This window comes from Mesorhizobium sp. WSM4817 (assembly GCF_055811135.1).
On record NZ_JBVVQQ010000013.1, the window covers coordinates 28,792 to 53,878 of the forward strand.

29 protein-coding genes and 1 tRNA gene are annotated in these 25,087 nt (G+C 61.7%); 15 read left to right on the forward strand and 15 right to left on the reverse strand.

Features of this window, described 5'->3' with window-relative positions; translation table 11 throughout:
- Positions 1–47: 47 nt before the first annotated feature.
- The 6 genes from deoA to AC0L2K_RS18565 form a co-directional block, all read right to left on the reverse strand.
- Positions 48–1,367 (reverse strand): thymidine phosphorylase, encoded by a 1,320-nt coding sequence (deoA, locus tag AC0L2K_RS18540; RefSeq protein ID WP_287230354.1) that lies wholly within the window; start codon positions 1,365–1,367, stop codon positions 48–50.
- Positions 1,367–2,185 (reverse strand): purine-nucleoside phosphorylase, encoded by an 819-nt coding sequence (locus tag AC0L2K_RS18545; protein ID WP_023797502.1) that lies wholly within the window; start codon positions 2,183–2,185, stop codon positions 1,367–1,369. The genes deoA and AC0L2K_RS18545 overlap by 1 nt, the downstream gene beginning before the upstream one ends.
- Before the next feature lie 31 nt (positions 2,186–2,216).
- Entirely contained in the window at positions 2,217–2,609 is a 393-nt protein-coding gene (gene cdd / locus AC0L2K_RS18550; protein WP_023797501.1) for a cytidine deaminase, read from the reverse strand.
- 78 nt (positions 2,610–2,687) lie between these two features.
- Positions 2,688–3,659 carry an ABC transporter permease gene (locus AC0L2K_RS18555; RefSeq protein WP_023797500.1) on the reverse strand — a complete coding sequence of 324 codons (972 nt, stop codon included), beginning with the start codon at positions 3,657–3,659 and terminating at the stop codon, positions 2,688–2,690.
- A gap of 1 nt (position 3,660) precedes the next feature.
- Positions 3,661–4,800, reverse strand: a complete 1,140-nt coding sequence (locus AC0L2K_RS18560; RefSeq protein ID WP_287064698.1) for an ABC transporter permease — start codon at positions 4,798–4,800, stop codon at positions 3,661–3,663.
- A complete protein-coding gene (locus tag AC0L2K_RS18565) occupies positions 4,797–6,329 on the reverse strand; it encodes an ABC transporter ATP-binding protein (protein WP_287222401.1) in 1,533 nt (510 codons plus the stop codon). The genes AC0L2K_RS18560 and AC0L2K_RS18565 overlap by 4 nt, the downstream gene beginning before the upstream one ends.
- 163 nt (positions 6,330–6,492) lie before the next feature.
- Between AC0L2K_RS18565 and AC0L2K_RS18570 the strand changes: the two genes are divergently transcribed.
- Positions 6,493–6,702, forward strand: a complete 210-nt coding sequence (locus AC0L2K_RS18570) for a SlyX family protein (RefSeq protein ID WP_128247401.1) — start codon at positions 6,493–6,495, stop codon at positions 6,700–6,702.
- A gap of 67 nt (positions 6,703–6,769) precedes the next feature.
- On the opposite strand, the gene AC0L2K_RS18575 is transcribed toward AC0L2K_RS18570, so the two are convergent.
- The 3 genes from AC0L2K_RS18575 to AC0L2K_RS18585 all read right to left on the reverse strand — a co-directional run bounded on the left by AC0L2K_RS18575 (position 6,770) and on the right by AC0L2K_RS18585 (position 9,003).
- Entirely contained in the window at positions 6,770–7,759 is a 990-nt protein-coding gene (locus AC0L2K_RS18575) for a BMP family lipoprotein (RefSeq protein WP_128169914.1), read from the reverse strand.
- A 186-nt stretch (positions 7,760–7,945) separates the two neighbouring features.
- Positions 7,946–8,608: a peptide-methionine (S)-S-oxide reductase MsrA gene (gene msrA / locus AC0L2K_RS18580; protein ID WP_473532012.1), complete on the reverse strand. Its 663-nt coding sequence runs from the start codon at positions 8,606–8,608 to the stop codon at positions 7,946–7,948.
- Positions 8,609–8,685: 77 nt separating this feature from the next.
- Positions 8,686–9,003, reverse strand: a complete 318-nt coding sequence (locus AC0L2K_RS18585; protein WP_473532013.1) for a hypothetical protein — start codon at positions 9,001–9,003, stop codon at positions 8,686–8,688.
- A 427-nt stretch (positions 9,004–9,430) separates the two neighbouring features.
- Here AC0L2K_RS18585 and AC0L2K_RS18590 point away from each other — a divergent pair.
- Positions 9,431–9,520, forward strand: a tRNA-Ser gene (locus tag AC0L2K_RS18590).
- A gap of 1,073 nt (positions 9,521–10,593) precedes the next feature.
- On the opposite strand, the gene AC0L2K_RS18595 is transcribed toward AC0L2K_RS18590, so the two are convergent.
- The 3 genes from AC0L2K_RS18595 to AC0L2K_RS18605 all read right to left on the reverse strand — a co-directional run bounded on the left by AC0L2K_RS18595 (position 10,594) and on the right by AC0L2K_RS18605 (position 13,645).
- A complete protein-coding gene (locus tag AC0L2K_RS18595; RefSeq protein WP_473532014.1) occupies positions 10,594–10,950 on the reverse strand; it encodes a hypothetical protein in 357 nt (118 codons plus the stop codon).
- A gap of 724 nt (positions 10,951–11,674) precedes the next feature.
- Complete coding sequence (locus tag AC0L2K_RS18600) at positions 11,675–12,391, reverse strand: hypothetical protein (RefSeq protein WP_473532015.1); 717 nt, start codon at positions 12,389–12,391, stop codon at positions 11,675–11,677.
- A gap of 357 nt (positions 12,392–12,748) precedes the next feature.
- Positions 12,749–13,645: an ATP-dependent DNA ligase gene (locus tag AC0L2K_RS18605; RefSeq protein WP_473532016.1), complete on the reverse strand. Its 897-nt coding sequence runs from the start codon at positions 13,643–13,645 to the stop codon at positions 12,749–12,751.
- A 70-nt stretch (positions 13,646–13,715) separates the two neighbouring features.
- On the opposite strand from AC0L2K_RS18605, the gene AC0L2K_RS18610 reads away from it, so the two are divergent.
- The gene (locus AC0L2K_RS18610) at positions 13,716–13,904 is read left to right on the forward strand and encodes a DUF3606 domain-containing protein (protein WP_128247381.1); all 189 of its coding nucleotides are present in this window, start codon (positions 13,716–13,718) and stop codon (positions 13,902–13,904) included.
- Between the two features lie 268 nt (positions 13,905–14,172).
- Here the strand turns inward: AC0L2K_RS18610 and AC0L2K_RS18615 are convergent, their stop codons facing one another.
- The 3 genes from AC0L2K_RS18615 to AC0L2K_RS18625 form a co-directional block, all read right to left on the reverse strand.
- Complete coding sequence (locus AC0L2K_RS18615; RefSeq protein WP_473532017.1) at positions 14,173–14,613, reverse strand: YybH family protein; 441 nt, start codon at positions 14,611–14,613, stop codon at positions 14,173–14,175.
- 207 nt (positions 14,614–14,820) lie between these two features.
- Entirely contained in the window at positions 14,821–15,228 is a 408-nt protein-coding gene (locus AC0L2K_RS18620) for a hypothetical protein (protein WP_419694682.1), read from the reverse strand.
- A 227-nt stretch (positions 15,229–15,455) separates the two neighbouring features.
- Positions 15,456–16,346 (reverse strand): LysR family transcriptional regulator, encoded by an 891-nt coding sequence (locus tag AC0L2K_RS18625; RefSeq protein ID WP_473532018.1) that lies wholly within the window; start codon positions 16,344–16,346, stop codon positions 15,456–15,458.
- A 139-nt stretch (positions 16,347–16,485) separates the two neighbouring features.
- On the opposite strand from AC0L2K_RS18625, the gene AC0L2K_RS18630 reads away from it, so the two are divergent.
- The 12 genes from AC0L2K_RS18630 to kdpC all read left to right on the forward strand — a co-directional run bounded on the left by AC0L2K_RS18630 (position 16,486) and on the right by kdpC (position 25,051).
- Complete coding sequence (locus AC0L2K_RS18630) at positions 16,486–17,211, forward strand: SDR family oxidoreductase (protein WP_128173553.1); 726 nt, start codon at positions 16,486–16,488, stop codon at positions 17,209–17,211.
- Between the two features lie 85 nt (positions 17,212–17,296).
- Positions 17,297–17,569, forward strand: coding sequence for an Atu4866 domain-containing protein (locus AC0L2K_RS18635; RefSeq protein ID WP_128247428.1), 273 nt, complete (start codon positions 17,297–17,299; stop codon positions 17,567–17,569).
- A gap of 86 nt (positions 17,570–17,655) precedes the next feature.
- The gene (locus AC0L2K_RS18640; protein ID WP_287239865.1) at positions 17,656–18,417 is read left to right on the forward strand and encodes an NYN domain-containing protein; all 762 of its coding nucleotides are present in this window, start codon (positions 17,656–17,658) and stop codon (positions 18,415–18,417) included.
- 133 nt (positions 18,418–18,550) lie between these two features.
- A complete protein-coding gene (locus tag AC0L2K_RS18645; RefSeq protein ID WP_027153036.1) occupies positions 18,551–18,781 on the forward strand; it encodes a hypothetical protein in 231 nt (76 codons plus the stop codon).
- 166 nt (positions 18,782–18,947) lie between these two features.
- Positions 18,948–19,208 (forward strand): DUF982 domain-containing protein, encoded by a 261-nt coding sequence (locus AC0L2K_RS18650; RefSeq protein WP_051505610.1) that lies wholly within the window; start codon positions 18,948–18,950, stop codon positions 19,206–19,208.
- A gap of 220 nt (positions 19,209–19,428) precedes the next feature.
- Entirely contained in the window at positions 19,429–19,617 is a 189-nt protein-coding gene (locus AC0L2K_RS18655) for a DUF3606 domain-containing protein (protein WP_023797481.1), read from the forward strand.
- On the forward strand, positions 19,617–19,799 hold the full coding sequence (locus AC0L2K_RS18660) for a hypothetical protein (protein WP_036262205.1): 183 nt from the start codon (positions 19,617–19,619) through the stop codon (positions 19,797–19,799). Before AC0L2K_RS18655 ends, AC0L2K_RS18660 begins: the two co-directional genes overlap by 1 nt.
- 516 nt (positions 19,800–20,315) lie before the next feature.
- On the forward strand, positions 20,316–20,405 hold the full coding sequence (locus AC0L2K_RS18665) for a K(+)-transporting ATPase subunit F (RefSeq protein ID WP_023797479.1): 90 nt from the start codon (positions 20,316–20,318) through the stop codon (positions 20,403–20,405).
- 33 nt (positions 20,406–20,438) lie between these two features.
- Entirely contained in the window at positions 20,439–22,142 is a 1,704-nt protein-coding gene (kdpA, locus tag AC0L2K_RS18670) for a potassium-transporting ATPase subunit KdpA (protein ID WP_473532019.1), read from the forward strand.
- 24 nt (positions 22,143–22,166) lie between these two features.
- The gene (locus AC0L2K_RS18675; RefSeq protein ID WP_023797477.1) at positions 22,167–22,379 is read left to right on the forward strand and encodes a hypothetical protein; all 213 of its coding nucleotides are present in this window, start codon (positions 22,167–22,169) and stop codon (positions 22,377–22,379) included.
- Complete coding sequence (gene kdpB / locus AC0L2K_RS18680; protein WP_287363678.1) at positions 22,376–24,469, forward strand: potassium-transporting ATPase subunit KdpB; 2,094 nt, start codon at positions 22,376–22,378, stop codon at positions 24,467–24,469. Before AC0L2K_RS18675 ends, kdpB begins: the two co-directional genes overlap by 4 nt.
- A gap of 12 nt (positions 24,470–24,481) precedes the next feature.
- Positions 24,482–25,051 (forward strand): potassium-transporting ATPase subunit KdpC, encoded by a 570-nt coding sequence (gene kdpC, locus AC0L2K_RS18685; protein WP_023797475.1) that lies wholly within the window; start codon positions 24,482–24,484, stop codon positions 25,049–25,051.
- Positions 25,052–25,087 lie beyond the last annotated feature (36 nt).

The following is a 25,087-nucleotide window of genomic DNA, read 5'->3' on the forward strand; positions in this document are numbered from 1 at the left end:
AAAAGTGGAAACCGGTTTTCGGAAGATCATGGTCCAATAAAAAAACTTCATCCGCGCGGCAGGATGCGCCGGATGACGGTTTTTTCCGCGGGCGGCTTCGAAGCGCCGATCGAATAGGCCGAAAGCACGGCGGCGGCGGCCGCCTCGGCATCCCCGGCATTGCGGGCGTGGACCAGCGCCAGCGCCTCGCCGGCCCGCACCTCCGCGCCGACAGGCAGCAGCCGGGTGATGCCGACCGCATGGTCGATCCTGTCGTCCGGCCGGATGCGCCCGCCGCCAAGCCCGACGACGGCAAGCCCGATGTCGCGGGTGGAGATACCGGTGACGAAGCCGTTTTCGGTCGCCTTGACCGCAAACTCCATCGCCGCCCTCGGCAGGTGTTTTTCCGGGTTCTCGACGAAGTCGGCCGGACCGCCGAGCGCCGCCACCATGCGCGCGAAGACGGCGGCGGCACCGCCGCCGGCAAGCGTCTCGGCGGCGCGCCGCATGCCGTCCTGGTTGGACGAGACCAGCCCGGCCGACTGCAGCATGTCTGCGGCCAATGCCACCGTCACATCCTCCAGGCGCCGGTCGCGGAAGCGGCCGGTGAGGAAATCGACGGCATTGCGTACCTCGACCGCGTTGCCGGCTGCCGAGGCCAGCGGCTCGTTCATGCCGGTGACCAGCGCCGAGGTCTTCAGGCCGGCGCCAGTGGCGACTTCGACCAGGCTGTTCGCCAGTGTCGTTGCGTCGCGCGACTTTTCCATGAAGGCGCCGTTGCCGACCTTTACGTCGAGCACCAGCGACTGCAGGCCGGCGGCCAGCTTCTTCGAGAGGATCGAGGCGGTGATCAGCGGCACCGATTCGACGGTTCCCGTCACGTCGCGGATCGCATAGAGCCGGCGGTCGGCGGGCGCGAGATCGGCGGTCTGGCCGATGATGGCGCAGCCGGCTTCGAGCACTGCCTTGCGGAATCCCGCGACATCCGGCTGGCTGGTATAGCCCGGGATGGCGTCCATCTTGTCCAGAGTGCCGCCGGTATGGCCGAGGCCGCGGCCGGAAATCATCGGCACATAAGCGCCGCAGGCAGCGACGATCGGCGCCACCAATAGCGAGACATTGTCGCCGACGCCGCCTGTCGAATGCTTGTCGGTGACCGGGCCCGGCAGGTCCGACCAATCGAGCACGTCGCCGGAATCGCGCATCGCCAGGGTCAGCGCCACCGCCTCGTCGCGGCTCATGCCGTTGAAGAACACCGCCATGGCGAAGGCCCCGACCTGCCCGTCCGAGACGGTGCCGGCGGTGAGGCCTTCGATGAAGCTGGCGATCTCCTGCGTCGACAGCTTGTGGCCGTCGCGCTTGCTGCGGATGATTTCCTGGGGAAGCATCAGGCCGGGACCTTACGCTCCGGCAACCCATCCTGGAACACACGCTGGAGGATCGTCGCCAGCCGCGCGCCGCCAATCGGCGCCATGTCCTTGGTCTCCTGGTGCGAAAGCTCCGCCCCTGTCAACCCTGCGGCGAGATTGGTGATGACCGAGCAGGCGGCGACGCGCAGGCCGAGAAAACGGGCGAGAATGACCTCCGGCACCGTCGACATGCCGACGGCATTGGCGCCCATGACGCGCGCCATGCGGATCTCGGCGGGCGTCTCGAAGCACGGCCCCGAAAACCACATATAGACGCCCTTGTGCAGCGCGGTGTCCGTCGCCTTCGCCGCCGTCTCGATCGCTGAGCGAAGGCCGGCATCATAGGCTTCGGTCAGGCCGACGAAGCGGCGGTCGCTCGGCTCGCCGATCAGCGGATTGGAACCCGAGAAATTTATGTGGTCGGTGATCAGCATCACCGAGCCCGGCCCCATGCCCGGATCGACCGAGCCGGCGGCATTGGTGAGGATCAGTTGCGAGATGCCGAGGCCGGCAAGCACTTCAAGCGCCGGCCGCATCGCCGCCGCGTTGCCGTGTTCGTAGTAGTGAGCGCGGCCGGACAGCATCAGCACAGGCGTGCCGGCAAAATGTCCCGCCACCACCTCGCCGTCATGGCCGGTGACGCCGCTTCTGGGAAAGCCCGGCAATTCGCCATAGGAAATGCGGACAGGATCCTCGACCTGGTCGACAAGCCCGCCAAGGCCCGAACCCAGCACCAGCGCGGTGGCGGGCGCCAGCCCGTCCAGCCTTTCGACCAGACGATCAAGCGCTTCCTTCATGTCAACCAGCTCTTCATTTCAACCAAGCTCCTCATTTCAACATTTCGCCCTGAAAGCCGTAGGGCAGCATCTCGCCCATGGTCACGGTTTCGACCACGCCGGCATTGTCGCAAAGATAGAGTTTGGTTTCCGGCCGGCAGAATTCGGCCAGCCGCTGCCGGCAGCCGCCGCAGGGCGAGCATTTAGCCATGCGCTCTGCGATGACAGCGATCTCCGTTATCCTGCCGCCGCCGGCCATGATGAAGTGGCCGAGCGCGGTGGTTTCGGCGCACCAACCTTCCGGATAGGACGCGACCTCGACGTTGGCGCCGGTAAAGACGCGGCCGTCCTCGGTGCGCAGTGCCGCCCCGACCGGGAATTTCGAATAGGGCGCATAGGCCTTGGCCATGGCGGCCTTGGCCTCTTCGAACAGATCATGCGACATTGTTTTTCCATTGCATGATCTTGTCCGAAAACCGGCTTCTACATTTCGCTGACGCTGACCTGCGGTTCGAAATCACGCTTAGCGTTCCTTGACATAGGGCACGCCGCCGGCGCGCGGCGGAATTGCCTTGCCGATGAAGCCGGCGAGCAGGATGACGGTGAGGATATAGGGCAGCGCCTGCATGAGCTGCACCGGCACCTTGCCGATCAGCGGCAGCGGCGTGCCCTGCAGGCGGATCGACAGCGCGTCGAGGAAGCCGAACAACAGGCAGGCGAACATGGCGTTGACCGGCTTCCACTTGGCGAAGATCAGCGCGGCCAGGGCGATGTAGCCCTTGCCGGCCGTCATGTCCTTAACGAAGCCGCCATTCTGCACCATCGACAGATAGGCGCCGGCAATACCGGTGAGCACGCCGGTGCAGATCAACGCCCGGTAGCGCAGCCAGGCGACCGAGATGCCGGCGGTGTCGACCGCGGCCGGGTTCTCGCCGACCGCGCGCATGCGCAAGCCGAAACGGGTGCGGAACAGCACCCACCAGGTGAACGGCACGGCGAGGAACGCGACATAGACCAGCACGGAATGGCCGGAGATCAGTTCCGAATATATCGGTCCGAGGATCGGCACGCCCCTGAGCGCGTCCGCGCCGGGCCAGACGATCGCCCCGAACCGCTCATCCGATGCCAGAGCCGGCGTACGTCCACCTTGCTGGAACCAGGCCTGGCCGAGCATGATCGTCGATCCGGCGGCGATGAAATTGATCGCCACGCCGGAGACGATCTGGTTGCCGCGATGGGTGATCGAGGCAAAGCCGTGGACCAGCGCAAAAGCGACCGAGATGAGGATGGCCATGCCGAGGCCGATATAGGCGGAATGGAAGACGGAGGCGGAGGCAGCACCGGCGAAGGCGCCGACCAGCATCTTGCCCTCGAGCCCGATGTCAAAAATGCCGGCCCGCTCCGAATAGAGACCGGCGAGGCATGCGAGCAGCAACGGCACCGACAGGCGGATGGTCGAGTCCAGAACCTGGATGATGGCGTTGAACAGATCCATCTCAGGCACCCTTCCCCTTGATCGCTTCGATGCCGACAGATCTCGGGCTGAGCGAGGCGAACAGCGCCTGGACATAGGGCCGGAACATATGCTCGAGCGCGCCGGCGAACAGGATGACCAGGCCCTGGATGATGACGATCATGTCGCGGCTGATCGCCGGCATTTCGAAGGCGAGCTCGGCGCCGCCCTGGTAGAGCATGCCGAACAATATTGCGGCGAGCACGATGCCGACCGGGTGCAGGCGCCCCATCAGCGCTACTGCGATGCCGACGAAACCGGCGCCCGAAACGAATTCGAGCGCGACATTGTGCTGGTCGCCCATCGTTGGGTTGAGCGCCATCATGCCGGCCAGCGCGCCCGAAATCATCATGGCGACTATGATGATGCGGGTTTCCGAAATGCCGGCATAGCGCGCCGCTTTCGCGCTGTGGCCGTAGGTGCGCATCTCGTAACCGAGCCTGGTGCGCCAGATCAGCATCCAGACCAGAAACGCCATGGCCAGCGCCAGCAGGAAGCTGATGTTGAACGGCGCCGAGCGGATCTTGGCGCCGAACAATTCGATGACCCAGTTGAGCTTTGGCAGTTGCGCGCCGTCGAGGAAGGTGCGTGTCTGCGGCGCCATCGAATTGGCCGGCTTCAAGAATCCGACCAGCGCGTAGACCATGACGCTGGCGGCGATGAAATTGAACATGATGGTGGTGATGACGATGTGCGAGCCGCGCCTGGCCTGCAGATAGGCCGGGATCAGCGCCCACAGCGCCCCCATCGCCGCAGCGGCAATGATCGCCAGCGGAAAGGTGAGCCACCATGGCAGCACGCTGTCGAAGGCCAGGCAGACGATGCCGATGCCGAGACCGGCGATATAGCCCTGGCCCTCGCCACCGATGTTGAACAGGCCGCAATGCGCGGCAACCGCCACCGACAGCCCGCTGAAGATGAAGGTGGTGGCGTAGAACAGCGTGAACGCAATGCCTTGCCCACGGCCGAAGGCGCCCTCGATCAGGACAGCGGCAGCGCGGAACGGATTTTCGCCCACCAGAAGCACGACGAGGCCGGCGACGACGAAGGCAACGGCGAGATTGATCACCGGGATCAGCCCGTAATCCGCCCAGGCCGGCAGCTTGGCGTAAGGCGTGCTCATTCCGCCGCCTCCCGGTGCTCGACGCCGGCCATCAGCAGTCCAAGCTCGCCTTCGCTCGCCTCGGGGCCGCGCTCGCCGACGATGCGGCCAGCAAACATCACCAGGATGCGGTCGGAGAGCGAACGGATCTCGTCGAGCTCGACCGACACCACCAGCACCGCCTTGCCCTGATCGCGCATGGCGATGAGCCGCTTGTGGATGAATTCGATGGCGCCGACATCGACGCCGCGCGTCGGCTGGCCGACGATCAGCACGCCCGGGTCCTGTTCCATTTCCCGCGCCAGCACGATCTTCTGCTGGTTGCCGCCGGAGAAATTCGCGGTCTTGAGACGGCAGTCCGCCGGGCGGATGTCGTATTTGGCGATCTTGTCCCTCGCGTCGTCGCGGATCGCGTCGATGTCGAGGAACGGTCCCTTCAGGTATCGCGGATCGTCGTGATAGCCGAGTATCGAATTCTCGTTCTCCTCGAAGGCCAGCACCAGCCCGACATGATGACGGTCTTCCGGGACATGGGCGAGGCCGCGGTCGCGCAGTTCGCCGGGATCGGCGGCCCCGGTCAGATCGATCGGCTTGCCGTCGAGCATGACGGAGCCCGAGACGGCGCGCCTGATGCCGGAAATCGCCTCGAGCATTTCGGATTGCCCGTTGCCGGCGACGCCGGCGATGCCAACGATCTCGCCGGCGCGCACATCGAAGGAGACGTCGTCGACCATGGTGACGCCACGCGAATCCTTCACCGTCAGGTTCCTCACCGCGAGCTTGACCCCGCCGGCTTCAGCCTCGCCCTTCTCGACCCTGAGCAGCACGCGGCGCCCGACCATCAGCTCGGCCAGTTCCCCGACCGTGGTCTTCGTGGTTTCCCGTGTCGCCACCATCGTGCCCTGGCGCATGACCGAGACCGTGTCGGTGATCGCCATGATCTCGCGCAGCTTATGGGTGATCAGCACGATCGTTTTACCCTGCTCCTTCAACTGCCTGAGGATGCGGAACAGATGGTCGGCTTCTGCGGGCGTCAGCACGCCCGTCGGCTCGTCGAGAATCAGGATCTCGGCGCCGCGATACAGCGCCTTGAGGATTTCGACACGCTGCTGCAGTCCGACCGGCAACTCCTCGATGATCGCATCGGGATCGACCTCCAGCCCATATTCGCGCTCGAGCCGTTCCAGCTCGGACCGCGCCTTGGCGATGCTCTTCTTCAGCAGCGCATCGCTTTCAGCGCCGAGAATGACGTTTTCCAGCACCGTGAAATTGTCGACCAGCATGAAATGCTGATGCACCATGCCGATGCCGAGCGCGATGGCGTCGTTGGGCGATTTGATCGACGCCGGCTGGCCGCCGACGCGGATCTCGCCGCTGTCGGCCTGGTAGAAACCATAAAGGATCGACATCAGCGTCGACTTGCCGGCGCCGTTCTCGCCGACAATGCCGTGGATGGTGCCGCGCGCGATCTCCAGATTGATGTCGCGATTGGCGCGCACGGCGCCAAAACTCTTGTTGATGCCGATCAGCTCGATTGCGGCTTGCGCCATGCAGCCTTTCCCATCGTATTTTTATCGCTTGGTCAAAACGCCTAGCATGACGCCCCGCCCGTGCCAATTGCCGGAGCAGCGTTCACTCTCGACAAATCCCCGCGCGCTTGTCAATTTCGAACGTGGCCGCAGCCTGCACAATCGCCTGGATCGAGGATTTCAAATGACCATGCCCGACGACCGGCTGACGACGCTGGAAATCCGCGCCGCCGAGCAGGAGAAGACCATCGAGGAACTGTCCGGCCAGATCGCCGAGCAGTGGAAGGTGATCGAGCGAATGCAGCGCAAGCTCGATGCGCTGGCCGACCGCTTCCTGGAGCTGGAGGATCAGGCCGCGCCCGACGTGCCGGTGACCAAGCCGCCGCACTGGTGAGCTTGCGGATAAGAAAAAGCCGCCGGGTTTTCACCCGGCGGCGTCGAGCAGATCGGCAATCTCGCGGTCAATAGGGGCAGGCATTGTCCGACATGTAATCGTGCACCTTGATGGTACCGGCGATGATATCGGCCTTGGCCTTTTCGACCGCGGCCTTCATCGCGTCGTCGACAAGTGCCTTGTTGTTGTCATCCATGGCATAGTCGACGCCGCCTTCCTTGAGGCCGAGATCGTTGATGCCGCCGGTGAACTTGTCGTTCTTGGCATCCATGAACGTGTTGTAGACGGCAACATCGACGCGCTTGACCATCGAGGTCAGCACCTTGCCGGGCTGCAGGCCGTTCTGGTTGGAATCGACACCGATACCGAGCTTGCCGCCGTCGGCCGCTGCCTGCAGCACGCCGACACCGGTGCCGCCTGCCGCTGCGTAGATCACGTCGGCGCCCTGGTCGATCTGCGTCTTGGCGATCTCGCCGCCCTTGGCCGGATCGTTCCAGGCTGCCGGCGTGTCGCCGGTCATGTTCTGGATGACATCGGTCGCGCCGGCCGCCTTGGCGCCGCCGACATAACCGCAGCCGAATCGGCGGATCAGCGGAATGTCCATGCCGCCGATGAAGCCGACCTTTTTGGTCTTCGAGGCCATCGCCGCCATCACGCCGACGAGATAGGAGCCTTCCTGCTCCTTGTAGACGACGGAGCGGACGTTGGGCTTGTCGACGACCATGTCGATGATGGCGAATTTGGTCTCGGGAAACTCGACAGCGATCTTCTCCAGCGCATCTGCCCAGGAGAAGCCCGCCATGGCGATTGGATTGCGGCCATCCTCGGCGAAACGGCGCAGCGCCTGCTCGCGCTGGGTGGCGTTTGAGACCTCGAATTCCACATAGGCGATGCCGGTTTCGGCCTTGAACTTTTCGGCGCCGTTGTAGGACGCTTCGTTGAACGACTTGTCGAACTTGCCGCCGAGATCGTAGAGAAGTGCTGGCTGGATGTCCGCGGCGAAGGCCGGAAGAACCATCGCAGTTGCGGCCAGGAGGCCGAGAACGATACGTTTCATGTGATCCACACCCTGTCGGTTATTTTTCCGTTATGCACCGCCTGCCTGCCCGGTTCTCCGGCAGGCATGCGACATCAGACAGGAGTGTCTTCCTCCCGCTTCGGGCCAATCTGGCACGGCCCGAAGCAAAATTCACGCGGAATTTTGACCTGTTGGAAAAGCCGGGATCATCGTCCCGCCAAGGCCTCAGGCGGAGACGGCAGCCGGGATGGCGCAGGTGACGCCGGTGCCCTGCAGATTGCAATAGCCGTAGGGATTCTTCGCCAGATATTGCTGGTGGTCTTCCTCGGCGAAGTAGAATTCCGGTGCCGGAGCGATCTCGGTGGTGATCTTGCCGCGCCCGGCGCCGTCCAACGAGGCCTCGTAGGCGTCGCGCGAGGCGATCGCCGCCTGGTATTGCGCATCACCAAACGTGTAGATCGTCGAGCGGTAGGTGGTGCCGAAGTCATTGCCTTGGCGCATGCCTTGCGTCGGATCATGGCTTTCCCAAAACAGCTTCAGAAGCTGTGCATAGGACACGACCTTCGGGTCGTAGACGACCAGCACGACTTCGGCATGACCGGTCAAACCGGTGCAGGTTTCCTGGTAGGTCGGATTGGGGGTTACGCCACCGGCATAGCCGACGGCCGTGACCCATACGCCCTCGACCTGCCAGAACAGGCGTTCCGCGCCCCAGAAGCAGCCCAGCCCGAACATGGCCCTCTCCAGCCCGTCTGGATAGGGCCCCTTCAGCGGCCGCTTCGAGACAAAGTGATTGGATGCCGTCGGGATAGGATTGGCGCGGCCCGGCAGCGCCTCGGCAGGTTTCGGCAGGTTGAGCTTCTTGTTCAGCATGTCGCTGAGAAACATGTGCAGTCTCCCTTTCTCGTTGGTTGGGACGCCTTGGTTGGGGACGCCAGAAGATCCTTAACAACAAATTATCAAGTCTAGGCGAACCGCCCGGTCGCCCGCTCCCGCCGGTAGCCGATCATGTAGAGAACGAAGGCAAGCACCGCGAACACCGCGAAGCCGGGCTGGTTGAGCAACCAGGCGGTCGCACCGTCCCACAGCAGCGGACCAAGCCTGTCGCGGACGAAGCTTTCGAAGGCGCTTCGCGTATCCGGCGCGACGGCGCGCCAGCTGGTGTTGAGCGGGGTCATGACCAGCGCGGAAGCCGCCACCGAGCGCGTCGCGTCGATCACCGCCATGATGACCGAAACCGAAAGCGCAACCATTGCGGCAAGACGGAAGACGAAGCGGAACATCCAGACCCTACCTCCCCGCAAGCTTTCAGAAATATTTGTATCGGCCTGATAAATAGGATCTGCGCGCTTTATCCGCAATCGCGACACGCGAAGTTGAACCTGCGCCGCCGGTTTTCGCCGCTGAGGCGCCGGTCGGCCAAGACGACGCCGCCGATCGCGGCGATCGGCTTGCCAAGCAACGCTGGCGGCATGGACAGAGCATCCCTATCCGACAAAGCGAATAGAGTGCTGTTATGTCTTGGCATTCGGCACCGGATCGACTAGATGAGCCCCGCGCCTTTTGCTTTGACGGCTCAGGTGTGGGGAAAAGGTGTCCGCTGGTTGACGGCGCCTACGGTGCGAAGTTCCGGACCGGGAATCCCCCAACAAGGAGACGGCATCTCCCCAACCCGCGCGGCGAAACCGGCCGCAGCGAAAATGCCAGGACGGAGAGGTGGCCGAGTGGTTGAAGGCGCACGCCTGGAAAGTGTGTTTACGGGAGACCGTAACGCGGGTTCGAATCCCGCTCTCTCCGCCACATTTCCCTACTAAAAGGTTGTTTTAGCTGAGAAATATCGATAAACGGCAAATTTACTTGCACCTTTCCTTGCACCTTCGGTTGGCGCTTTGCGCAGGCCAGATCCGCGACAGCATGCCGCATTCTCGAACCATCCGAAACGACGCTTCCGCCTGCATTCGCGTCCGCAGTTTCCCCTTCACCAAACGTGGTTCAACGACGGACGCCACGGCGGTGAACGCAAGTAGTGTACGGCGGGTGACTTCGGGCATGCGTCATCCTTGCTATCTGACAGGCCGGCCGGCGCAACACTTCGGAGAGGCGCTCTAGGACGCGACTACATCGTTTGCTGACGAAATGTATCCGCATTGCTGGCCGGTTCCCTAAAAGCCGAAAAAAATGCAGCGTGGTAGGCCCCCACAATCCGCACCCACCCCGCCTTCGGACAAGCTCCCCCGGGGGTCAACCGGCACGGACAAGGATGCCTGCTTCGCGCACCCATCAGCAGCGGTGTGGCTTCTAGCCGCAAGCAATTGCTTGAAGCAGTTCCCGACACCACATGGTGTTCCATAGCCAGCCAAGCGAGATGAACTCGCCCGACGCAGTCGCTGCCCTCCACGGTGGAAATCAGACTTTGGATATGGCGATGACGTACGGCCAACCTTTAGGAACCAGAAAGACATCATGACTGAAAATACCAGACTGCCAACGAGCGACGTCCCCCTCATCAAGCTGGGCAGCTGTCAATGCCGCTTCCCGGTTCGCGAAGATCGGTCAGTACCCGGCGGTCACCGCTTTTGTGCTGGGCCAACTTCGCCTGACCGCGTGTACTGCGATCACCACCACAGCATCGTGACTGCCGTCGAGCCTCGTCGAGCCCGTTCGGGTTTCCACCTCGCTCAACGACGCGCCGCGTAAGTAGTTACCGGGCGGCTGCACCTCGAACCGGTCTCAAGGGCTCGATGTGATGCTCTCCCGCGTGTTCGGGCACCCACGTCGTCGGGCCGAGCAGTCCAAGAGAGCCGCAGAACCATCCGCTTTCCATTGAACTCGCTGGAGCCATCGAATTGCGGTGGCTGCCGGTGACAATGGTATCAGCCCCGCATCATCGAGTGCAGGATGGCCTGCATGTGCTCTTCCAGGTCAAGTTCGCCCCGTGCTTCAGTGGCTAACAGGTACTCGGCCTTGGCTCGGCGGTCGCCTGGACTGATCGCAGGATAGGAGCAGATGGCCAGCAATGCGTCCTCTTCAATCCGGTCTGCCCTTTTGCGGTCGTGGCTGCTGCTGCCCACTCGATGAACAACCCTGTGGAGCGCGACATAGGCGGCCTCATGGGCTCCGATCAGCGCCTGCAATTCGGGTGTGGCACCTTCCCCTTCAGCAAACGTCGGTTCAACGAACGAGGGTACAGCGATGAACGCAAGAAGTGTACGGCGGGTGACTTCGGGCATGCCTCATATCCTTGCAGTCTGATCATGCAGGAACACCATAGCACCGAAACAACAGTTCGGAGAGGCGCTATGAATAGGGCAGCGTTGTCTGCTGACAAAAATGTATCCGTTCCCGCAGTTGCTTGCCTCGCATACTGCTGGCCGGTTGGGCCTCTGAAAACTGAAAACACGCAGCGTAATGGGGACGCAGCAGGCGAGGAAAAGAAATAGTGCGCTGTCACCCTAATTGCCTATAGATCAGGCAAAAGCTTGCTTTTGAGGGGTCACTCCGGTTCCGAAAAATGAAAAAGCCGCCTTCATGAGGTGGCGAGGCGATACGTCGTTCTTGCGCGGCGGTTAGGACGTCCTGTCGCCGTTTGGATTTGGTGCCGGAGCCTCGCGCACGTCTCGTGGCGGCGGGTCCACATGTTCAGGCTCCGGCGATGCTTCCTTGTCGGGACGACGGACAGGTGTCTTCTTCGGGGCGGGCTTCGGTGGCGGGTCTTTGATTTTGTTTGGCATATCCAGTTAACCGGATCGCCAAGCTCTGGTTCCGGTGTGCCCATCAAAAGGCCCCGCCACCGTGAGGCAGCGGGCGACGGGTGGAATGCGGGAACGGAAGAAGACAAAAGGTGCACTGTCACCGGAAAAAACCTTCGGGTCCCGGCGGCGGCTGAAAGGAACGTCGGGCACGGCTCAAATCAGCTGCTTCAGCCGGGAAGGCAGCAAGGTCGTTCGAGGAAGCTTACCTAAGAAAATCCGGCAACGTTATCTTGTGTCCATTTCGGTCGAATTCCGAAGCAAAGCTGTAAGACCTGAAGAACTCGAAGATGACCTTGTCGTCGAGGCCGGGTTTGCTGGAAAAATCCTGCAACTCTTTAAACAGGATTTTCTGCTCGAAAGGCCAAGCCATTCCATCGGCCACGCTGCGCACCTCGCCGCAACCGACCTCGATGTCGACGACAGTCTTTCGCGATTGGACGTCCCCCAGAAAATGAAGCTGAACGTGACCGTCCGCGCGTTTGGTGTGCCCGTAGTTGTTCAGCTTGAAAACTTCCACAAGATACTCGACTGTTTTATCCGCAATCCTTCTATTATTTCTGTAGTATATTTTGGTGTGCCTTACCCGCTGGATCAAATATTCCCTCTTGCACAGTGGTGCCGAGATTGAATTGTAGAATATCAGGTAGTGTACTGCTCTGTTGGCTCCAGATTCCTTCCGAAATCCTTTCGCATAGTAATCATCCAGGAATTGGTCTATCTCGACGCCAGCGTTCGCTGCGAGCGCCTTTTCCTCACGGTACACCTTGTTTTTGATGTAGGTTTTCGGATCGTCCAAGGCTCCCGACTGCCTGGTGTCGCCTTCCATCCCTCGGCGCAATGTGACCTGCTCCAGGATGATCTCCGATGCCGATAAAGGTACCGAAAAGAGCACAATGCCCAGAGACAGCAGATACTTCATACTTCACGCACCTCAGCGATAGCATGAGCCACGGCAGGTAGTTGAACCGGGGCATTGCGGCCAATTCGCGGCCTGGTTGCCGCCCAGCCGGGCATGTCCGTAGCGGCTCGATCTTCACATAATACAGATCGCGGTGGCACTCCCATTGCCGAGCGCGCCCCGCACAGATCCGACGAGCCCGATTAGCGCATACAACTCCTGCCTCGGGTAATTGACGGCGCTGGTGCGGCCAAGGATGAAGGATGCGCGGTTTGGCAGGCAGTCGTTGGCCAGCCGCGTGAACCACTCCCAGGTCACGACGTCGTTCTGGCAGCGGCGCCGAAGCGCCCGTCGCTCAAAGGGCGCAGACAGAGCGCACTAGCTCTCGTCACCGAAACCCAGCAGCGACGCATTGCGTATGTGGCTGTGGTCGCCGCGAAGATGCCTGATGCGCAGCTTCACCCCGGGCCTGAGCCATTGTGTCCCCGGCCGTTTCTTCATGGCCTCTGGCGGCGGCCCGGCGTGCTCCCGAACCCGCTTCAACAGCCGCTCCTTCATGTCGCGGCCCAGGCTGATCAGGGCGGAACCGACAAATGTCCTGGTGCCGGGCTGTGCCAAAAGGGCGAAGGCTGCCTCGCCGGGCTGGCGCTCGACGCCCAGCAGTTCGAATTCATCGACCGTGAAGCTCTTGGTCTTCAGCCAGTTCGAGGTCAGGCCGCTGCGATATTTGCTGTCGGCGCGCTTCGAGACAATTCCCTCAAGCTCGACCTCCTCGACGAGGTGGAAGAGCGACTGCGCGTCACCAGGCAGGACCTCGCTAAACCGAATCCGGCTGTGCGGCTTGATGATACCGCTGAGAATTTCGCGGCGCGCCTTGCAGCCGACGTCGCGCAGATCATGGCCGTTCAGGTGCAGAATGTCGAATGCGCACAGGTACATGCCGTAGGGATTGTTGTGGACCGCGTTCTGGAGCGCGTTGAAGTCGGGCATGCCGGCCTTGTCGGTGACGACCGCCTCGCCGTCGATGATGGCGTTCTTGACCTCAAGCTCACCCGCGGCTTCCACGATGCCCAGATATTGACGCGTCCAGTCCTTACCGGTTTCGGTATAGACGCGGATATCCTCGTGGCCGTTGATAATGATCTGGGCGCGGTAGCCATCCAGCTTGATCTCATGAATCCAGTTGTCACCCGCGGGCGGCATGGCCACCAGCTTGGGCTCCATCGGGGGAATGAACTCTAGCCGGCCGGTGCCGGCCTCTGCCCGCCTGCGCATGGAACCCAGTCTAGGTCAGCTGCGTATATTAGCCATAGTCAATATTAGAAAATTCTAAAGGACGTGCGATATGGCAGACGACCAAAGCAAAAGCGACTTTCGTGACCGCAACAAGCTATCGGCGAGCGACGATTATGAGGTGAACTTTTTCGCTCTGCAGAACAACATCACGCCGGAGCAGGTGCGCGAACTGATCCGCAAGCACGGCAACGATCGGGCAGCCCTGACCGCCGCCGCGAAGGCATTGCCGGCACAATGATGACCAAACTCTCAGACCTGGGGCCGCCGATCGCCGGCTGGTCATTGGCTATTTCCGTACGATAGGCAGAAAAGCCCGCGCCCCGTGGTGGGGAAGAGGACGCGGGCTGATCGGAGGGACGAGCCGATCTCGCAGCATGTCTGCACAGGAAATAATGCTGCGGAAGCCGAACTTTCTACCTAAGCCTTTGTTCCAACGCAAAAACCAGCCGCACCTTTCGCCAAGCCGGTCAATGAGGCCTGGATTTTCAATCCCTATTGGGCGGCACCTAAATTCCAGATGTCCCGATGCAGGCGCCATGTTCCGTCGTCGCCCTTTTTCCAGACGACGATGTACTTGCCCAAAGGGTGGAGAGGGCGCCGTCTTTGCTCGGCGCATCGAGCGTAAATGCGCCAACTTCGTAGGCGAGGTTCGCGCTCTCTTCCACTTCCAGCGCCTTCAGGGTGAGATTCTTCATCCCGCCTTTGATTGCGCCCTGCCAGAATTCTTCCACGCCCTTGCGGCCATCGACGCGCTTGCCGTCGGGCGGCAGCAAGGCAGCGTCCTCGGTATACAATTGACTCACCGCCGCCGCGTTTCCGCTATTGAAGGCGTTCGTGAATTTCGGCAGCGCCGCTTCGATGTCCTCGCGAGCCGACTGGGCGGCCGCAGACAATGCAGACGATAGAAGCAGCACAGCAGCAAATGCGAATGACTTAACCGGTCTCATCTCGTCCTCCCTTTGCGTGATCGACATATCTACCGGATGAATAGCACGCCCAACCCGAGTGCGCCGCCGCGCCCACTCAATCGGCCAGACCTGATTTGCATTAGGCTTATCTAATTACGCAAGCGCCAGACGCTCTCAGCCCACTACCCGATCGGTCCGCCTTCTCCGCCAGAGGCGCGGGCTTGGCTCAGCAAATCCTGACACCGTTTAGTGTGGAACCGCGGGTATTCCCGAGACTGAGCGCGCCGTTTCGGCGGAGAAAACCACGAAGGCAAAGATGAGCACGCTGGCAGCGACGATCATCGAGCCGGTGGCGACGATCGGCTCAAGCGCCGGATTTCCATGCAGCATCAAGTAGAGGGCCGGCAACATCACCACCAGGCCAAAATTATAGACGCCATAATGGACCATTGCGATACTGCGGGCGGCTTTTGTCGGGTTCAGGGCGTAGTACCCACCGAATATTGCACTTGTTACCCATCCCAGGAGATTGATGTGTGCGTGAGCCGGATAGGCGCCGTGATTGCCTGAAATTGCCATTTGCAGGCCGGCTGCAATTCCCAGAATAAGAAAGACGATCGCTGTCTTGAAAAAGAGTTCCGAGATTTTCGGCATGTCATATCCTCCCAAGCCGTTGCAGGCGGCCCGGCAGCCTGTTGGGGGTGACCGGCTGGCCACCGGGCCTAACCGGCTTGCGCCGGCTGATGAAAACATGCGCTCACACTAATATAAATGCAACATCGAGATACCGGGTGCGCACAGCGGAGTTTGACGATCTGGACTCCCGTCCCAACGCGGGCGGCCGGAAAGCGATTTCGGTTCAATCGTCCGCGTGGAAAACGCTAGCCAGGACGCCGTAGGTGTTCGACAAGCGCGCGCAGCTTCGGCGCGACGTTGCGACGGCTCGGATAATAAAGGTAGAAGCCGGCAAAGCGCGGGCAATAGTCGATGAGAACCGGCACCAGTTCGCCCCGAGCGATCCACGGGCGAAAGCTTTCCTCCATGCCGAAAGTGATGCCGGCTCCGGCAATGGCGAGCTTTATCATCAACGCCATGTCGTTGGTCGTGATCGCCGGCGCGACCGCGACGCTGAACTCCTTGCCGTCCTCGGCGAATTCCCAGAGATAGGGCGCGACCTTCGGGGCGCGACGCCAGCCAATGCAGCGATGGCCCGCGAGTTCCTGCGGATGCGACGGCTCGCCAAACCGATCACGATAGGCCGGCGCGCAGGCGGCCAGCTGCCGTTCGTCACCGGCGACAGGCACCGCGATCATGTCCTGCTCGATCACCTCGCCGAGCCTGACGCCGGCATCGTATCCCTCGGCGACGATATCGAATTCCTCGTCCGTCACCGTGATGTCCATCCGGACCTCCGGATTGGCTTCGGCAAAGGTCGCCAGGAACGGCCCTGAAAGAAAGCGCTCGGCGATCGACGAGACGGCGAGCCGCAACTGCCCGCGCGGACGCCCGCGCAGGTCCCCGGTGCTCTCCATTGCGGCGCGCATGTCGGCGATGGCGGGCGCTATCTCGGCGTAGAGGCGTTCGCCAGCCTCGGTCAGGCTGACGCTTCGCGTCGTGCGCTGGACCAGCCCGATACCGAGCGTCTCTTCCAGCCGCTTCATCGTCTGGCTGACGGCCGAGCGGGTGACGCCCATCCGGTCCGCAGCCGCGCGAAAGCTCCGCTCCTCGGCGACGAGGGCGAAGACGGCAAGCGCATTGAGATCCGGCTGCATTGGTTAGCTGTGCTTTCGACGCTGTAAACAAATGGTCGTCTTATCGCTACAGTGAAACAGATCCATCTTCGTGGCAACCGCTGCATCGCGGTTCGCAAAATCAACCAGACGGAGACCGAACATGTCCCTCAACCTAAACTTGTCCCCCAACAAAGTCGTGCTCATCACCGGGGCTTCGAGCGGCATTGGCGCCGCCATCGGCCGGGAGCTCGGTGCCGCAGGAGCAAAGGTCATGCTCGGTGCGCGCCGCACCGGTCGGCTGGACGCGCTCGCAGAAGAGATCAGGGCAAAGGGCGGGGAGGCAATGACACGCCGCCTGGACGTGACCGACCGCGACGATGTCGCCGCTTTTGCCGATGCGGCGCGCCAGGCCTGGGGACGCGTCGATGTGATCGTCAACAATGCCGGCGTCATGCCGTTGTCGCTGATGATCTCGATGAAGGTCGATGAATGGGACCGAATGGTCGACGTCAACATCAAGGGCGTGCTCTACGGCATCGCTGCGGTGCTGCCGCAGATGACGGCCCGAGGCTCCGGCCATGTCGTCAACATCGCCTCCATCGGCGCGCTTTCGGTATCGCCGACAGCCGCTGTCTATTGCGCAAGCAAATACGCGGTCCGCGCCATCTCCGATGGCTTGCGGCAGGAGCACGACAACATCCGCGTCACCTGCATTCATCCCGGCGTGGTCGAGAGCGAGCTCGCCGACACGATCACCGATCCGATCGCAGTGGAAGCGATGAAGACCTATCGCGCCATTGCGCTGCAGCCCGACGCGATCGGCCGTGCCGTGCGCTTTGCCATCGAACAGCCGGACGATGTCGACGTGAACGAGATCGTCATCCGGCCGACAGCCAGCAAGTAGTCCGATGAAACAGATTTCCATACTTGCCGCTGCCGTGCTTGTTGCCGGCGCGGCCGGCTTATCCGCACAGAAAGGCTTCGCCCAAATGAATATCGCGCAAAATTCCGTTACCCCAGCTTCGGCAAGCCACCCCTATGTCGGGATGTGGGTCACGGCGGATGGCCATATCCGCCACAACTTGCTTCCAAATGGTCGCTATGACGAAGCGCGTGGGAACCGTGACAGCGCATACCAGGGGCGCTATGAGATCCGGGGAAATCACATCGACTACTGGGACGACACCGGCTTTACCGCTGACGGAACGTTCATCGACGGTGTGCTGCACCACGCCGGCATGATCTTGTATCTGGAGAAGTAGATGACGTCCGTATCTCGATAAAGAGGTTTCGCATGGCTCCGCTGCACCATATGTCTCTGGTGCGCAGCCAAAAACAGGGGCTCACCTTGCCAACCGAACCACGTTCTCCACGGCTTGCAGTGCTGATCGACGCGGACAATACCTCGGCCAAGATTGCCGACGGCTTGTTCGAGGAAATCGCGAAGATCGGCGAGGCAAGCGTCCGTCGCATCTACGGCGATTTCTCCAGCACCCGCTCAAAGGCGTGGGCCGACGTGCTGTCGAAGCATGCGATCATCCCGCAGCAGCAATTCGCCTACACCACCGGCAAGAACGCATCCGACATCACGCTCGTCATCGACGCCATGGACCTTCTCCACAGCGGGCGGTTCGAAGGCTTCTGCCTGGTGTCGTCCGACAGCGATTTCACCCGCCTTGCCGCTCGCATCAGGGAGCACGGCATCGACGTTTATGGATTTGGCGAGCAGAAGACGCCGGAGAGTTTCCGGCAGGCATGCCGCCGCTTCGTTTACACCGAGAACCTGCTTCCGACTGCGTCAGCCAACGCGCAAGATGCGGCGCCGACGAAATCCTTGCAGCCGCCCAGCGCCGCGACACCGATCATCACCAGAGTCATTTCACAGATGGGAACCGAGGACGGCTGGGTGCCGCTCGGGATTGTCGGCAATCAGCTCGCCAATCTGGTATCCGACTTCGATCCCAGGACCTTCGGCTTTCGCAAGCTGAGCGATCTCGTGCGCAAGACCAATGCCTTTGAGATCGATCATCCCGAGGGTGGAGCGATGCGTATAAGGGTCAAGCCAGCTGCGAAGGCCAGAGAGAAATCGAGGTCGGCAGCATCGCGCTGAGCCCTGCAAAAAGCTAGCTGTCCCAGTCCAATTGGTGTCCGATCGACCTCTGGTCGGACCACAATTTCGCTGGCGAAAACCACCCATTCGGCGTATTATTCTCGTGGCAGAGAGTTCATGGCGGAGGAGGCCAATGGACATCGTTTCGAGAGCGCCTGTCGTTGACTTGCCGGCCCATGAACTCGTTTCATCTGCGCTTTCAAAATTCCGCGCCGGCGACACCATATCGACCAGAGCCGCAATAGATACCATCCGCCGGGCAGGCCCAGCTTGTACGGACAGCGACGACCAACTGGTCGAGCTTATCGTCATGACCGCAATTGGTAGGACCATGGGGATCGTGTTCGACCATCGGTGCCGCTAATGCACATCACCCGGCCCGCAATTGGCTTGCGCACTGTCCGGACGACACCGGCGAGGTAAGCTATTCAGTAACCATGAATCGTGACCGGGATTGATCGCGCCATTCGCTATCGGAACGAATAACTCCGCTGCGCCGTTGCTGTCCTTGGAGTCGAGGATTGACGGCAATGCGTGATGAACAATTCGACGTTCCGGTGACGATCGAGAGCGAACGCACCGGACGCCGGCTTTCTGTGACGAGGACGGTCCAGGCGGCCTCGCTTCTGGTCGACAAATGGCCAAACGAAAAGCGCGGGCCGAAATATCGCGCGGCCTTGAAAGCCATGATGGATGCGATGGAGCAGCGGCGGGCGGTTGGCACTGCGCGGCGGGCATTCACGGCGGCCGCCAAGGAAGCCCATGTGTTTGTGCGCGAAGGCCGGCATTAAAGCGCGTCACGTCTGAAGAGCGCGATGCCACGTGCTTTTGGTTCTTGTTTTTAGGGATGTCGTTGCCCAAGACGGCTGCGCAGCTTTGGGCGACATGCATTGTTCCTGTTTATGCATGTCGTTGTCCCAAAACCGCTGCGCGCTTTTGGGCGACAGGCATTAAGGAACCTCACGAAATCTCCGCCGTTATGCTCCAGGTCCAAGCGAGGAGAGAACTGCCATGCCCGACGACAAGACCAAGACCGACAACCGCGATCGCTCACAAGTAGCCGGCGACGAAGACTATGAGGTGAGGCATCTCGCCGAGGAAGCCGGCATCACTCCCGACCAGGCTCGCACGCTGATCAAGCGCCACGGCACCGACCGCAAGGTGCTGAACGAAATCGCCAAGAGCATAAAGGCATTGTGATGGCTGACAAACGGACCGCAATGGCCGATCGGAAGAAACGCGAACCGGACGACAAGGAGGCCCTGCGACTGGCCGAGACAACTGACGTTTCGCCCAACCAGGCGAAGGATCTGATGCGCAAGCACGGCAAGGACAGCGCCAAGGTCGAGAAGGAAGCAAAGAACTTCAAGGCCGAAGGCTGAGCAGCCGATTTGGCGGAGCGAGTCCGCCCTCGTTCCCGCATCAGCTTCGCACCCGCCAGCCATTCGCACGCTGGACGACAGCCCCATCCCATTCTTCGATGAACTCGGCTGGAAGCGGGCGTATGCGGACGACTATGCCGTGATCTATACGCGAAATCGCTGATTTTCGGCGGCTTCGCCCCGCCGCACGGCTTGTCTTTGAGCGCCGCGCTGAGAGCCGCGACGGCAAAGTCTTTATAGGATTCTTATTTCTTTCCTCTTCGCCACGTCTCGAACCTTTATGGGGTTTGGATCCATATTCCGTCGGGAAGGACACATCTCGGTCGCCATTATCATCGCGACAGAGTGTCTTCACATGACTTCAACGCTGCCCGGCTGCAGGCAAGCCAGCGCAAAAACGAAAATAAGGAACAGCTCCGATGGACATCATCGTTCTCGGGATACGGTTTTTGTTTTTCGCCCTGTTCTTCGCCTTCGTCAAAGCCTGCGACAGTCTTTAGGCGGAAGGACCGCAACATGCTTGTCGACTATATCCTCGGTGGCGCTGTGACCCTGTTCCTTCTCGTCTACCTGACATACGCCCTCATTCGCCCAGAACGTTTCTAACGGCAACTGGCGCAGGCACGGAAGGTTATTTCAATGACTTTCAACGGATGGATGCAGATCCTCGTCTATTGCGGGATCGTCGTTTTGCTGGTGAAGCCGCTCGGCGGCTACATGTATCGCGTTTTCAGCGGCGACCGCACATTCCTCTCGCCGATTTTGGGTCCTGTCGAGCGCAGCCTTTATCGCATCTCGGGGATCAGCGAGCGTGAGGAGCAGCACTGGACCACCTATGCGGCGGCCTTGTTGTTCTTCAACCTCGCCGGCTTCCTGGTGCTCTACGCCCTGCAACGGCTGCAAGGCAGCCTGCCGTACAATCCGGCCGGCATGAGCGCCGTCGAACCCGGGCTCGCCTTCAACACCGCCGCCAGCTTCATGACCAACACCAACTGGCAGAACTACGGCGGTGAAAGCACGATGTCCTATCTCGTGCAGATGGCCGGCCTCACCGTGCAGAACTTCCTGTCCGCAGCGACCGGCATCGCCGTCGCAATCGCGCTGATCCGCGGCTTCACCAAGGCTTCCGGCAAATCGATCGGCAATTTCTGGGTCGATATGACCCGCTGCACCCTTTACCTGCTGTTGCCGCTCTGCATCGTGCTGACGCTGGTCTATGTCTATCTCGGCATACCGCAGACGCTCAGCGCCTATCTCGAAGCCACAACCCTGGAAGGCGCGCGGCAGACAATCGCGGTCGGGCCAGCAGCCTCGCAGATCGCCATCAAGATGCTCGGCACCAATGGTGGCGGCTTCTTCAACGCCAATGCCGCGCATCCCTTCGAAAACCCCGACGCGATCTCGAATCTTATCCAGATGGTTTCGATCTTCGCCATCGGTGCGGCGCTGACCAACGTATTCGGCCGCATGAACGGCGACCAGCGCCAGGGCTGGGCGATCTTGACGGCGATGGGCGTCCTGTTCATCGCCGGCGTCGCCGTCTGCTACTGGGCGGAAGCATCAGGCAATCCGCTGGGGCATGCGCTGGGCATCGACGGCGGCAACATGGAAGGCAAGGAAACACGCTTCGGCATCGCCTTGTCGGCGCTGTTTGCGGTGATCACCACCGCCGCGTCCTGCGGCGCCGTCAACGCCATGCATGACAGCTTCACAGCGCTTGGCGGCATGATCCCGATCATCAACATGCAGCTCGGCGAGGTCATTGTCGGCGGTGTCGGCGCCGGTCTTTACGGCATCCTGATGTACATCGTGATCGCCGTCTTCGTTGCCGGACTGATGGTCGGACGCACGCCCGAATATCTCGGCAAGAAGATCGAGGCCAAGGAGGTCAAGATGGCGATGCTCGCCATTCTCTGCCTGCCGCTGGCGATGCTGATCTTCACCGCCATCGCGGTGGTGCTGCCGACCGGCGTCGCTTCGATGGCCAATGCCGGCCCGCACGGCTTCTCCGAGGTTCTCTATGCCTACACCTCGGCTGCCGCCAACAACGGCTCGGCCTTTGGCGGCCTGACCGGCAACACGCCCTGGTACAACATCACGCTCGCCATCGGCATGCTGATTGGCCGCTTCCTGGTCATCATCCCGGCTCTGGCGATCGCTGGTTCGCTGGTCGCCAAGAAGACGGTGCCGGCCTCCGCCGGCACATTCCCAACCGACGGGCCGCTGTTCGTCGGGCTGCTGGTGGGCGTCATTCTGATCGTAGGCGGCCTCACCTTCTTCCCGGCGCTGGCGGTCGGACCGATCGTCGAGCACCTGGCTGGCATCCACGGGCAGACTTTCTGAACCGTCCCACCTTGGATCAAAATTATGTCCTGGCTCGAAACCATACGTCGCAAGATTCGGCATCGAGATGATCGGAAAGGGGCAACCCCGCCTCCTTTCCCGACCATGTCCACGTTCTTCGGCATTGCGGCAGTCATGATCGTGATCTGGCTGCTGGCCTCCGGGCTTCCGCATCTTCGTTCGGCATCCGATCGATCGGCGCCAACCAACAACATCGATACTGGAGCCACCAAATGAGCCAGTCCAAATCCGCTGTCATCATGGATGCCCGCATTCTGCTGCCCGCCATCGACGGCGCCTTCAGGAAACTGAACCCGCGCACCTTGATGCGCAATCCGGTGATGTTCGTCGTCGCCGTGGTCTCGGCGCTCACGACAGTCCTGTTCGTCAAGGATCTCGTCACTGGTGGCGGCGATCTCGGCTTCTCGCTGCAGATCATCATCTGGCTGTGGTTCACCGTGCTTTTCGCCAACTTCGCCGAAGCGATCGCCGAAGGCCGAGGCAAGGCGCAGGCCGATTCGCTGCGCAAGGCTCGCACCGAGAGCCAGGCCAAGCTGTTGAGCGGCGACGACCGCAGCAATTTCAAGCTGGTGCCCGGCACCAGCCTGAAGGTCGACGACGTGGTGCTCGTCGAGGCCGGCGACATCATTCCATCGGACGGCGAGGTGATCGAAGGCGTCGCTTCGGTCAACGAGGCAGCGATCACCGGCGAATCCGCTCCGGTTATCCGTGAATCCGGCGGCGACCGTTCGGCGGTGACCGGCGGCACGCAGGTTCTGTCTGACTGGATCCGCGTGCGCATCACCGCGGCCTCCGGCCATACGTTCCTCGACCGCATGATCTCGCTGGTCGAAGGCGCTGCGCGCCAGAAGACGCCCAACGAGATCGCGCTCAACATCCTGCTCGTTGGCATGACGCTGATCTTCGTGCTGGCGACGGCAACGATCCCGAGTTTCGCCGCCTATTCGGGCGGCACCATTTCGGTGACCGTTCTCGTCGCCCTGTTCGTCACCTTGATCCCGACGACCATCGGCGCGCTGCTTTCGGCCATCGGCATCGCCGGTATGGATCGCCTGGTGCGGTTCAACGTGCTGGCGATGTCGGGCCGCGCCGTCGAGGCGGCCGGTGACGTCGACACGCTGCTGCTCGACAAGACCGGCACGATCACGCTCGGCAATCGCCAGGCGACGGCATTCCGCCCGGTCAAGGGCGTCACCGAGCAGGAGTTGGCCGACGCGGCGCAGTTGGCCTCGCTTGCCGATGAAACGCCGGAAGGCCGCTCGATCGTCGTGCTGGCGAAGGAGAAATACGCCATCCGTGCCCGCGACATGGCGACACTGCATGCCGCTTTCGTGCCCTTCACTGCGCAAACCCGCATGAGCGGCGTCGACATCGATGGCTCTTCGATTCGCAAGGGCGCGGTCGATTCGGTGCTCGCGTTCGTCAATCAGTCGACCGTCGCCACGCATGGCACGCGCCCCGGCGGCGACACCGTCCGCGACCTCCAGGCGATCGCCGACGATGTCGCCAAATCCGGCGGCACTCCGCTTGCGGTCAAGCGCGACGGACGCCTGCTCGGCGTCGTGCATCTCAAGGACATCGTCAAGGGCGGCATCAGGGAACGCTTCGCCGAACTGCGCAAGATGGGTATCCGCACGGTGATGATCACCGGCGACAACCCGATGACGGCGGCGGCGATCGCGGCGGAGGCCGGCGTCGACGATTTCCTTGCCCAGGCGACGCCCGAGGACAAGCTGAAGCTCATCCGCGACGAACAGGCCAAAGGCAAGCTCGTCGCCATGTGCGGCGACGGCACCAATGATGCGCCTGCTCTTGCGCAGGCCGATGTCGGCGTTGCCATGAACACCGGCACGGTCGCCGCACGCGAAGCCGGCAATATGGTCGACCTCGACAGCGACCCGACCAAGCTGATCGAGATCGTCGAAATCGGCAAGGCGCTGCTGATGACGCGCGGCTCGCTGACAACCTTCTCCATCGCCAACGACGTGGCCAAGTATTTTGCCATCATCCCGGCCCTGTTCGCCGTCTTCTACATCGCGCCGGGGCAGACATCAGGTCCGCTGCAGGCGCTTAACATCATGCATCTGGCGACGCCGCAGAGCGCCATTCTCTCGGCCATCATCTTCAACGCGCTGATCATCGTCGCGCTGATCCCGCTGTCGCTGAGGGGCGTCAGATATCGCGCCATCGGCGCGGCCGCGCTGCTCAGCCGTAACCTTCTCGTCTACGGCCTCGGCGGCATCATCGTCCCCTTCGTCGGCATCAAGGCGATCGACATGGCCATCACCGCGCTTGGCCTCGCATAAGGAATGAAGTCGATGCTCAAGCAAATCAGACCCGCGATCACCATGATCGTTTTCTTCACCATCCTCACCGGCCTGATCTATCCGATCGGCATGACCGGCATCGCCCAGGCCTTGTTCCCGCGCCAGGCCAATGGCAGCCTGATCGAGAGGGACGGCAAGGTCGTCGGCTCCGAACTGATTGGCCAGGCTTTTGCCAGCGAGCGTTATTTCCATGGCCGGCCGTCGGCTGCGGGCGACGGCTACGACGCCGCCGCTTCGAGCGGCTCGAATCTTGGGCCGACCAACCCTAGGCTGATCGACCGCGTCAAGAGCGATGCCGACAGGCTGAATGCGGAAAATCCGAACCAGAAGGTGCCGATCGATCTGGTCACGACTTCAGCCAGCGGCCTCGATCCGCATATCAGCCCCGAGGCCGCCTATTTCCAGGTCGCCAGGGTGGCCAGGGCCAGGGGCGCCGATGAAGCCAGTGTCAAGTCGCTTGTCGACAGCCATGTGGAGGACCGCGAGCTCGGCTTCATGGGAGAGCCTGTGGTCAATGTGCTGGCGCTTAACCTGGCGCTGGACGAGGCCATCAAGCAATGAATTGTGGGAAGCAATGAGTGGCAGGCTGGGGATCGA

Coding starts and splice junctions, on each gene's coding strand:
- AC0L2K_RS18555 (WP_023797500.1), bottom strand. CDS start 3,659: ATGGATCTGTTCAACGCCATCATCCAGGTTCTGGACTCGACCATCCGC.
- AC0L2K_RS18575 (WP_128169914.1), bottom strand. CDS start 7,759: ATGAAACGTATCGTTCTCGGCCTCCTGGCCGCAACTGCGATGGTTCTT.
- AC0L2K_RS18620 (WP_419694682.1), bottom strand. CDS start 15,228: ATGCCGAAAATCTCGGAACTCTTTTTCAAGACAGCGATCGTCTTTCTT.
- AC0L2K_RS18605 (WP_473532016.1), bottom strand. CDS start 13,645: ATGCGCAGGCGGGCAGAGGCCGGCACCGGCCGGCTAGAGTTCATTCCC.
- kdpC (WP_023797475.1), top strand. CDS start 24,482: ATGCTCAAGCAAATCAGACCCGCGATCACCATGATCGTTTTCTTCACC.
- AC0L2K_RS18545 (WP_023797502.1), bottom strand. CDS start 2,185: ATGAAGGAAGCGCTTGATCGTCTGGTCGAAAGGCTGGACGGGCTGGCG.
- AC0L2K_RS18585 (WP_473532013.1), bottom strand. CDS start 9,003: ATGTTCCGCTTCGTCTTCCGTCTTGCCGCAATGGTTGCGCTTTCGGTT.
- AC0L2K_RS18645 (WP_027153036.1), top strand. CDS start 18,551: ATGGACATCGTTTCGAGAGCGCCTGTCGTTGACTTGCCGGCCCATGAA.
- kdpA (WP_473532019.1), top strand. CDS start 20,439: ATGACTTTCAACGGATGGATGCAGATCCTCGTCTATTGCGGGATCGTC.
- AC0L2K_RS18570 (WP_128247401.1), top strand. CDS start 6,493: ATGACCATGCCCGACGACCGGCTGACGACGCTGGAAATCCGCGCCGCC.
- AC0L2K_RS18610 (WP_128247381.1), top strand. CDS start 13,716: ATGGCAGACGACCAAAGCAAAAGCGACTTTCGTGACCGCAACAAGCTA.
- AC0L2K_RS18650 (WP_051505610.1), top strand. CDS start 18,948: ATGCGTGATGAACAATTCGACGTTCCGGTGACGATCGAGAGCGAACGC.
- AC0L2K_RS18665 (WP_023797479.1), top strand. CDS start 20,316: ATGCTTGTCGACTATATCCTCGGTGGCGCTGTGACCCTGTTCCTTCTC.
- deoA (WP_287230354.1), bottom strand. CDS start 1,367: ATGCTTCCCCAGGAAATCATCCGCAGCAAGCGCGACGGCCACAAGCTG.
- AC0L2K_RS18600 (WP_473532015.1), bottom strand. CDS start 12,391: ATGAAGTATCTGCTGTCTCTGGGCATTGTGCTCTTTTCGGTACCTTTA.
- AC0L2K_RS18635 (WP_128247428.1), top strand. CDS start 17,297: ATGAATATCGCGCAAAATTCCGTTACCCCAGCTTCGGCAAGCCACCCC.
- AC0L2K_RS18615 (WP_473532017.1), bottom strand. CDS start 14,613: ATGAGACCGGTTAAGTCATTCGCATTTGCTGCTGTGCTGCTTCTATCG.
- AC0L2K_RS18565 (WP_287222401.1), bottom strand. CDS start 6,329: ATGGCGCAAGCCGCAATCGAGCTGATCGGCATCAACAAGAGTTTTGGC.
- AC0L2K_RS18625 (WP_473532018.1), bottom strand. CDS start 16,346: ATGCAGCCGGATCTCAATGCGCTTGCCGTCTTCGCCCTCGTCGCCGAG.
- AC0L2K_RS18675 (WP_023797477.1), top strand. CDS start 22,167: ATGTCCTGGCTCGAAACCATACGTCGCAAGATTCGGCATCGAGATGAT.
- msrA (WP_473532012.1), bottom strand. CDS start 8,608: ATGTTTCTCAGCGACATGCTGAACAAGAAGCTCAACCTGCCGAAACCT.
- AC0L2K_RS18660 (WP_036262205.1), top strand. CDS start 19,617: ATGGCTGACAAACGGACCGCAATGGCCGATCGGAAGAAACGCGAACCG.
- AC0L2K_RS18655 (WP_023797481.1), top strand. CDS start 19,429: ATGCCCGACGACAAGACCAAGACCGACAACCGCGATCGCTCACAAGTA.
- AC0L2K_RS18560 (WP_287064698.1), bottom strand. CDS start 4,800: ATGAGCACGCCTTACGCCAAGCTGCCGGCCTGGGCGGATTACGGGCTG.
- kdpB (WP_287363678.1), top strand. CDS start 22,376: ATGAGCCAGTCCAAATCCGCTGTCATCATGGATGCCCGCATTCTGCTG.
- cdd (WP_023797501.1), bottom strand. CDS start 2,609: ATGTCGCATGATCTGTTCGAAGAGGCCAAGGCCGCCATGGCCAAGGCC.
- AC0L2K_RS18595 (WP_473532014.1), bottom strand. CDS start 10,950: ATGCCCGAAGTCACCCGCCGTACACTTCTTGCGTTCATCGCTGTACCC.